This window comes from Kitasatospora sp. NPDC056327 (genome assembly GCF_042261735.1).
In the GTDB taxonomy this organism is placed as follows: domain Bacteria; phylum Actinomycetota; class Actinomycetes; order Streptomycetales; family Streptomycetaceae; genus Kitasatospora.
In genome coordinates this window covers 1-8,200 of the sequence record NZ_JBHJRC010000347.1, presented here as the reverse complement: position 1 = coordinate 8,200, position 8,200 = coordinate 1, and the positions used below count along the sequence as shown (strand labels likewise).

Here is an 8,200-nt window from a genome sequence, read left to right as displayed (position 1 = left end):
TTTTTTGGTTTGGGGGGTTTTTTTTTTTTTTTATGGCGCGGGGGGGGGGCCCCCCGGGGGCCCCCCCCCCCCGCCGGCCCTCCCCGTCCCTCCCGCTTCCGTGGCACCGGCCTCCCCGAACCCGGCCGGTACCACGGCCCCGCCCTGCCCCTCCCGTCCCTCCCGCTCCCCTCCGGTTCCCCTCCGTCCCTCCCGTCCGCCCCGCCCGGCTTCCCCGTCCGAGCGCCCCGTCCGGCGGCCCCTCACGTCGGTAGTTCTGCCACTCGGCCGATCAAGACAATCCTTGAGTGTTGTCACTCGTACGAGGGGCTTTCGCCGTTGAGCAGCGGGTACACCGAACCCTTATCCGCACATGCGTATGACGGGCCCCGCCTCCGGTGGGAGACAGGGCCCGTCACGGGTGCGCGGGGTCTCGCGCGGTGCACGCCCCTCACCCGATCGGCGCAGGGGCGGCGGATCCGGGGCCGGCCGTCCGGCGGCCGGCGGTACCGGTGGTGCGGCGCGTGGAGCGGTCAGCGCACCCCCACCGGCCGGCCGGAACGCCCGGCGGCGGACCGCGCCTCGCGTGCGCAGGCGTAGGCCAGCGGACTGACCAGCTCGGCGGCGTCCGGCAGCCAGCGGTTGAACGCGGACGGCGAGCGGGCCCACTGGGCGAAGCCGCCCGGGCCGACCCGGGACGGCGGGGCCACCGTCCAGTCCCCCTCGCCGCGCGCCACCAGGTCCAGCCGGCCGGGCTGCCAGCCCAGCCGGCGGAGCATCTCCGGCAGCCTGGCCGCCACCCCGGGCAGCACCAGGAAGTGCAGCCGCCGGCCGGACCGTCCCGGCGCGGCCGGGACCACCGCCACCGGCCCGAGCTGCAGTCCCATCCGCTCCATCCGGGCCAGCGCCAGGCAGCCGGCCACCTCCGGGACGTCCAGCACGTCGAAGGAGCGGCCGGTGGGCAGCAGGATCGACGCCTCCGGGCGCTCCGTCCACCAGTGCCGCACCGCGCCCGGACCGGCGCACGCCCGACGTGCCCAGTCCGTGTCGATCGGGTGGGCGCCGGGCAGCGCGCACCGCCGCTCCCCGCAGGAGCAACGGGCGGACCCGTCGCCGTCGATCAGCCAGGCGCCCGGGGCGACCTCCCAGTGACGGGTCTCGGCATAGCCGACGGCTTCGACGAGCAGCGCGGGCGGTCCGGCGTCGGAGCCCCGGTCGGGGGAGTCGGGAATGTCATCCACGGGGTGCTCAACTACCGTGCGTGAGGCGGGTTACGGCCGGGTCCGGGCCGTTGCACCAGGTGGTGGCAATTCACCCGAACCGGTGAGACGGACCGTGCGGGAGCGCGCCGGGGGGAGGCGGGGTGGGCGCAGTGGGGGCGCACGGGAGCATTTTCCCGGGCGCGTGGGGGGTGGGGATCGTCACCGTGGGTATCCCGCTGGCGTTGCTGATCGCTAACCTTGTGTCAGTTTCCTTGAACGGTCGGACAGTCGGCAACTCGGCAACAGAGATCAGCAGAAAGCGTCGCCCGCCGGCCGGGACCGGAGGGTGTGGGGAGGCGAAGCCCAATGGCCGCGAGACCACTTGTCGCACGACAGCCCAACGAGCGTCTCCAGCAGCTGATCCAGGAGGCCAGCTGCTCCAACGCCGGACTGGCACGGAGAGTCAATCTCTGCGGAGCCGAACACGGTCTGGACCTGCGCTACGACAAGACCTCCGTCGCACGCTGGCTCCGCGGCCAGCAACCGCGCGGACAGGCGCCGGCGGTGATCGCCGAGGCGCTGGGGCGAAAGCTCGGCCGCAGCGTGTCGGTCGAGGAGATCGGCATGGCCGACGGCAAGAACCTCAGCTCGGGGATCGGGCTGCAGTTCGCGCCGACGATCGGCGCCGCCCTGGAGCAGGTCTGCGAGCTGTGGCGCAGCGACGTCGGCCGCCGGGACTTCCTGACCGGGGCGACGGTGGCGGCCTCCGCGCTGGTCGAGCCCAGCCGGGACTGGCTGATCACCCCGCCCGACCCGGTGGTGGCCCGCACCGGCGGCACCAGGGTCGGTCCGACCGACGTCGCGGCCGTCAAGGCGACCACCGCGATGCTGGTCGACCTCGACCACCGGTTCGGCAGCGGGCACGTCCGCCCGGTGGTGGTGCACTACCTCAACAGCGTGGTCTCCGGGCTGCTCGGCGGCTCCTACCGGGACGAGACCGGGCGTCAGCTCTTCGCCGCCGTCGCGCGGCTGACCGAGCTGGCGGGCTACATGGCGGTGGACACCGGCCAGCCAGGCCTGGCCCAGCGCTACTACATCCAGGCGCTGCGCCTCGCCCAGGCCGCGGACGACCGCGGCTACGGCGGGTACGTGCTGGCCGCCTCGATGAGCCACCTCGCGGCGACCCTGGGCAACCCGCGGGAGATCGCCCAGCTCGCCCGGGCCGCCCAGGAGGGGGCGCGGACGGTGGCCACCCCCACCGCGATGGCGATGTTCTACGCGGCGGAGGCGCGCGGGCACGCCCTGCTCGGCGACGCCAAGGCCTGCGAGGCGGTGGCCGCCAAGGCGCTGGAGATGATGGAGAAGCGCCGTCCGGAGGACGACCCGGACTGGATCGTGCACTTCGACGACGCCTACCTCGCCGACGAACTGGCCCACTGCCACCGGGATCTCGAACAGGCCGGCCAGGCCGAGCACTACGCCCGCCGGGCGCTCGACCTGCACCCGCCGACCCGGGTGCGGCGCCGGGCGGTGGACCTCGTCCTGCTGGCGACGGCGCAGCTGCAGCAGCGCGACCTCGAACGGGCCTGCGAGACCGGGGCCCAGGCGGTCCGGCTGCTCAGCGGACTGCGGTCCAACCGCGGCGTGGAGTACCTGGACGAGTTCCGGCGCCGGCTGGAGCCCTTCCGGGAGCAGCGGGTGGTCCGCGAGTTCCAGGCCCGGGCGGAGGCCGAGGCCGCCTGAGACGACGGTCGGCGGGGAGCGTGCAGGGTCGGTGAGGGATGTCCGCCCACGTGGTCGGCCGGTTCGGTGAACCGGTAGCGTGGGCGCGACGTCCAAGGAACTGTGATGCTCCCAAGAACCGACGAGATGTGGTCCGCCGTCAGCGCGCGGGCGTGCACAGGTGAGGAATCGCGTTGAGCCAGCGCCGCTCGTATCCCAACTCGGGTGACTTCAACCTGGACGACCTGTTCCGCCCGGAGCCGGGTCAGCAGCAGGGTCAGCAGGCGGGCCCGCCGCAGGGGCAGCAGCCGGGGCCGCCGGCGGGACCGCACGCCGGGCAGCAGGCGGGCCCGCCGCAGGGGCAGCAGCCGGGGTACCCGGGCCGGCAGGTCCAGCCGTACCCGGGCCAGCCGGCCGGCCCGTACCAGGGTCCGCCGTCCGGACAGCCGGAGTACCTCGGCGACAGCGCGCTGCCGACCCAGGCCATCCCGGCCCAGTCGGCGGGCGCCCAGCCCGGCTGGGGCGGTGCGCCGCAGCCGGGTTATCCGGCCGCCCCGGTCGACCCGGGCCAGGCCACCCAGTACCTGCCGACGTACCCGGCGGGGGACCCGCAGACCCCGGGGGGCTACCCGCCCGCTCAGCCCGGCTACGCCGCGCCGGGCTTCCAGGGCCGTCCGCCGGCCGGTCAGGAGTACCCGGGCGGGGCGCCGGCGGCGCGGGACGGCGGACGCGGCGGCCGTTCCTCCTCCAAGCTGGTCATCGGCGCCGTGGTGGCGGGTTGCCTCGCGGCGGCCGTGCTGGTCGTGGTGCTGCTGGACAAGGACGACGAGCCGACCGGCCCGGACAAGCAGGCGGTCCCCGTGGTCACCGGCGGCGGCACGACCGCCGCCACCGCTCCGAGCGCCGCCCCGTCGACCGCCTCGGTCTCTCCGGAGGTCAAGGCGCAGGCCCAGGCGCTCTCCGACCTGCTCGGCACCGCCAACGACAGCCGGCAGGCCGTGATCGGCGCGGTCGCCTCGGTGCAGAAGTGCGAGAAGCTTCCCGAGTCGCAGCAGGCGCTGACCGCCGCGGCGGGCCAGCGCCGTGAGCTCCAGACCAAGCTGGCGGGGCTGAAGACCGACAAGCTCTCCGGCGGACCGCAGTTGGTCGAGCAGCTGAACGCGGCCTGGACGGCCTCGGCGACCGCCGACGACGAGTACGCGGCCTGGGCCGGGGACGCGCAGGGCGGCTGCGACCCGAAGAAGAACGACAATCAGCACTACAAGAACGCGGTCGCCGCGAGCGGCACCGCCACCACCGCCAAGAAGCAGGCGGCCGGGCTCTGGAACACCGTGGCCGGCCAGACCGGTCTGCCCACCCGGACCGACGGCGACCTCTGAGCGGTCGCGCCGGTCGCGCCGGTCGCGCCGGTCGCGCCCGGTCCGGCCGGGCCCGCCCCGGCGACGGCGGGCGGTCCCGGAAACGGCCGGGGCCCGGCCGCCGGTGCGGCCGGGCCCCTGACGATCGCGGGGAGCGCGGGCTCAGGCCGGCGGCCTGCCCCCGGTGAGCACCCAGCGCACGTCCACGAAGCCGGGCCGGTCCAGGGTGAGCTGCCCGCCCTTGACCACCTGGTAGGTGACCCAGGTGTTCACCAGCCGCGGCGACTCGGTGCTCGGCAGCATGTTGGTGGTGGACCAGTTCAGCGGCGGGGTGAGCCCCACGTCGATCTGCTCCCCGCCGTCCAGCAGCCCGGTGACCGTCTTGTTGCCGATCGGGCGCCCGGCCGCGCTCAGCCGGTCGGCGATCTGGCGGAACACCTCGTAGGCGACCCAGGTGGTCTGCACCCCGGGGTCGGCGGCGTCGATGTGCCGGCCCGCGCTCTCGCCGCGGATCACCGCGCGCAGCCCGTCCCAGGTCTTGGCCGATTCCGGCGGGTACCAGCCGGTGACGAAGGCGCCGGCCAGCGGGCCGTTGTCGCCGCCGGTGGAGTCGACCACCGACTGCTGCACGCTGCCGATCACCGAGGCGACCCGGGTGTTCTTCGCGCCGGTCCGGCGGAAGGCGTCCAGCAGGTTGCCGGTCGGCTCGGCGCCCAGCGCGCTGGTGACGCAGTTGCCCTGCTGGTCGCCGCCGATCGCCTTGCGGACCACCGGGCCGTAGTCGTTGGACTTCTCCGGCGCCTTGACGTCCAGCAGCTTGATCCCGGCCGGCTTGAGCGCGTTGCCCAGGTAGCCGAGCAGGTTGTCGCCGGCCGGCGTGTCCGGGCGGATCAGCGCCACGGCCTTGCAGCCGGCCTCGACCAGCTGACGGCCGCTGCCGCCGATCAGGGCCGGCAGGCCGCCGCCCACCGGGTAGGACAGCGGGCTGCTGAACTCCAGCTGGGACAGGCCGTAGCCGCCGATCAGCGGGATCCCGGCGCGCTCCAGGACGGGCATGAAGTCGTCGCCCCACTGGCTGTAGGAGCCGAGGACCGCGACCGCCTTGGCGTCCACCGCCTGCTGCGCGCAGGCCTTGGCGCCGTCGGAGGTGTTGTGCTCGTTGCAGGTGATCACCTGCAGCCGGCGGCCGTGCAGGCCGCCCTTGGCGTTGATGTCCCGGCCGATGGCCTCGGCCAGGGCGGTCATGCCCGGCCGGTCGGTCGCACCGGTGCCCGAGGGGGCCCAGGTCATCACGGTCAGGTCGCCGCTGCCGGTGGCGGCGTCGGCCGGTCCGCCGCACGCGGAGGCCGAGAAGAGGGTTGGGAGCAGAGCCGCGAGGGTCGCGGCTGCGGCGATCGGGCGCCGGCGGCGCCGTCCCGCGTTCGGGTGCGTGGCCTGGGACGAGCCCCTACGGCTGGTCATCGGTCTTTCCCTCCCTGGCGCGCTGTGCTGCGCACCGGATCCAGCCAATCCCCGGCGCCGCAAGCCGAGAGGGCCGTAAAGCCAACAGATGACCAACGGGGACGGAAATCCGGGGGGAAACGCGTGTAGATCGCGAGTGGAGCACGAACGGTCGGGGAACGTACGATCGTTGACCATGTCCGCCAGCACAGAATCTTCGTATCGGTCTGCCCGAAACCCTTCTCGTCCGGGCCACCGCTCCAGCACGATGGGCGGCATGCCGCTCAACGACCTTCCCTGGTGGCGCTGGCGGGCCCGGCTCCGCTCGGCCCTGCACATGCTCTCCGACCCCGGGTTCCAGCAGGAGGCCTGGCTGACCGGCCTGGAGGGCTACGGCGACGTGACCGACGCCGTCTACCGGCTGGTCGAGGACACCTGGCTGGACCGCTGGTCGGCGGAGAAGTACGTCGGCACGATCTTCCGCGACTCCGCCGAGGCCACCGTGGTGGACGTCGCGGTGCTGCGGGTGGTGCGGATCCTGCACGAGGTCGGCGCGGACGCCCCGACCGCCGCCTACCTGGAGCACCACGGGTGGCCGGAGGCCGTCCGGGCCGCCCGCGAGGCGCACGTCCGGCTGGCGGTCAACGACGGCGAGGACCCGGACGCGCCGCCGCGGTCGCTGGACGTGCTGCGGATCGTGACCCAGGTCTGACCGGGCTCCCGGCCCCCCGCGGGGCGCCCGCGCGGGGCGTCCGCGCAGGCCGGGGCCGGTCCGTCCCGCAGTGCGGGCAGCCGGGCGGGGGGCGTCCCGGAGTGTGACACGCTGGAGCATTCACACCAGCACGAGCACAGGACGGGATACCCCCACCGTGGAACAGCAGCCGGCCAGCGCCCAGTACGTCCTCACGCTGTCGTGCCCCGACAAGCAGGGCATCGTCCACGCGGTCTCCAGCTACCTCTTCATGACCGGGTGCAACATCGTCGACAGCCAGCAGTTCGGCGACGGGGACAGCGGTCTGTTCTTCATGCGGGTGCACTTCTCCGCCGCCGAGCCGGTGACCGTCGACAAGCTGCGGGCGAGCTTCGCCGCGATCGGTGCCTCCTTCGGGATGGACTGGCAGATCCACCCCAGCGCGGAGAAGCTGCGGATCGTCCTCATGGTGAGCCGGTTCGGGCACTGCCTGAACGACCTGCTGTTCCGCACCCGGATCGGGGCGCTGCCGGTGGAGATCGCCGCGGTGGTCTCCAACCACACCGACTTCCGTGACCTCACCGAGGGCTACGGCATCCCGTTCCACCACATCCCGGTGACCAGGGACACCAAGGACGAGGCCGAGCAGCGGCTGCTGGACCTGGTGGCCGAGGAGAACGTCGAACTGGTCGTGCTGGCCCGCTACATGCAGGTGCTCTCGGACCGGCTCTGCACCGAGCTCTCCGGCAAGGTGATCAACATCCACCACTCCTTCCTGCCGAGCTTCAAGGGCGCCAAGCCCTACCACCAGGCGCACGTCCGGGGCGTCAAGCTGATCGGTGCCACCGCGCACTACGTCACCGCCGACCTCGACGAGGGCCCGATCATCGAGCAGGAGGTGGCCCGGGTCACCCACGACACCACCCCGGACCAGCTGGTCGCGCTCGGCCGGGACGTCGAGTGCCAGGCGCTGGCGCGCGCGGTGAAGTGGCACAGCGAGCACCGGGTGCTGCTGAACGGCACCCGGACCGTGGTCTTCGCGTAGGGGCCGGGCCGTCAGGGGCGGGAGAGCAGCGGCGTCGCGCGCAGCACCTCGCGGATCGCCGCGCGGTCGCCGTGCTCGCCGACCGGCAGCCGGTCCGGGTCGCGGTGCGCGGCCGCCAGCTGGCAGAACTCCATGCCGTCCAGCACCATCACGCCCACCGGCTCCCCGGTGGGCGGGCCGGCCTCCGGGCCGTCCAGGGGTATCAGCCACTCGCCGGCCGCGGGCCCGTCGATCACCAGCCTGACCAGGCGGCCCGCCCTGGTGCCGCCGGCGTCCGGGCGCCCCTCGGGGGTGCCGACCGCCGCCCCCGCGGGCTCCGGTCGCGACGCGCGCCGTCCGGCCAGGGCCGGCGGCAGCATCCGCACGGCCAGGTCGATCATCTGCCTGAGGTGCTGCGGGGCCGGCGGGTCGTACGGGTAGGCGACCGCGCGGGCGACGTCCTCGCCGTGCACGTAGCACTCGAAGGCCCGGTCGACGAAGGCGTCCCGGAGCGGGACGGTCGCGAAGCCGAAGTCCACCGGGGTGTTGCCCTGCGGGGAGAGCGCGGCCGTGCGGACCAGCCGGTGGCAGTGCCGGCGCCACCGGGCGCGGATCCGCTGCGGCGGCTGGCCGGCCTGCTCGGCGGTGAGCCGGGCGGTGCGTTCGGTGATCCGCTCCCAGCTCCGGCCGCCCTGCGGGGGTACCCGGGGGAGCCGCGGGAGGGCGGCGTCCTGCGGCGGGACCCGGCGCTCGGCCACCGGTGCCGGGCTCCCCGGCCCCGTGC

The 8,200-nt window shown here is 74.3% G+C and carries 6 protein-coding genes and 1 pseudogene; 4 read left to right on the top strand and 3 right to left on the bottom strand.

The window, feature by feature from the left end; genetic code table 11:
* Positions 1–512: 512 nt before the first annotated feature.
* Entirely contained in the window at positions 513–1,220 is a 708-nt protein-coding gene (locus ACFCX4_RS32185) for a bifunctional DNA primase/polymerase (RefSeq protein WP_376150285.1), read from the bottom strand.
* A gap of 327 nt (positions 1,221–1,547) precedes the next feature.
* Here ACFCX4_RS32185 and ACFCX4_RS32180 point away from each other — a divergent pair, with 327 nt between their 5' ends.
* Both ACFCX4_RS32180 and ACFCX4_RS32175 read left to right on the top strand, forming a co-directional pair.
* A complete protein-coding gene (locus ACFCX4_RS32180; RefSeq protein ID WP_376150283.1) occupies positions 1,548–2,924 on the top strand; it encodes a transcriptional regulator in 1,377 nt (458 codons plus the stop codon).
* Between the two features lie 173 nt (positions 2,925–3,097).
* The gene (locus tag ACFCX4_RS32175; protein ID WP_376150281.1) at positions 3,098–4,282 is read left to right on the top strand and encodes a hypothetical protein; all 1,185 of its coding nucleotides are present in this window, start codon (positions 3,098–3,100) and stop codon (positions 4,280–4,282) included.
* A gap of 141 nt (positions 4,283–4,423) precedes the next feature.
* On the opposite strand, the gene ACFCX4_RS32170 is transcribed toward ACFCX4_RS32175, so the two are convergent.
* Positions 4,424–5,722, bottom strand: coding sequence for an ABC transporter substrate-binding protein (locus ACFCX4_RS32170; RefSeq protein WP_376150279.1), 1,299 nt, complete (start codon positions 5,720–5,722; stop codon positions 4,424–4,426).
* 175 nt (positions 5,723–5,897) lie between these two features.
* Between ACFCX4_RS32170 and ACFCX4_RS32165 the strand changes: the two genes are divergently transcribed.
* Both ACFCX4_RS32165 and purU read left to right on the top strand, forming a co-directional pair.
* The gene (locus ACFCX4_RS32165) at positions 5,898–6,413 is read left to right on the top strand and encodes a hypothetical protein (protein WP_376150277.1); all 516 of its coding nucleotides are present in this window, start codon (positions 5,898–5,900) and stop codon (positions 6,411–6,413) included.
* Between the two features lie 157 nt (positions 6,414–6,570).
* Positions 6,571–7,437, top strand: a complete 867-nt coding sequence (purU, locus tag ACFCX4_RS32160) for a formyltetrahydrofolate deformylase (protein ID WP_376150275.1) — start codon at positions 6,571–6,573, stop codon at positions 7,435–7,437.
* A gap of 11 nt (positions 7,438–7,448) precedes the next feature.
* Here purU and ACFCX4_RS32155 read toward each other — a convergent pair.
* Positions 7,449–8,200: pseudogene (locus tag ACFCX4_RS32155) on the bottom strand (hypothetical protein); the annotation flags it as partial.

Excerpts from the sequence above, each read along its gene's own strand:
- ACFCX4_RS32180 (WP_376150283.1), top strand. The coding sequence starts at position 1,548 with ATGGCCGCGAGACCACTTGTCGCACGACAGCCCAACGAGCGTCTCCAG.
- ACFCX4_RS32170 (WP_376150279.1), bottom strand. The coding sequence starts at position 5,722 with ATGACCAGCCGTAGGGGCTCGTCCCAGGCCACGCACCCGAACGCGGGA.
- ACFCX4_RS32165 (WP_376150277.1), top strand. The coding sequence starts at position 5,898 with ATGTCCGCCAGCACAGAATCTTCGTATCGGTCTGCCCGAAACCCTTCT.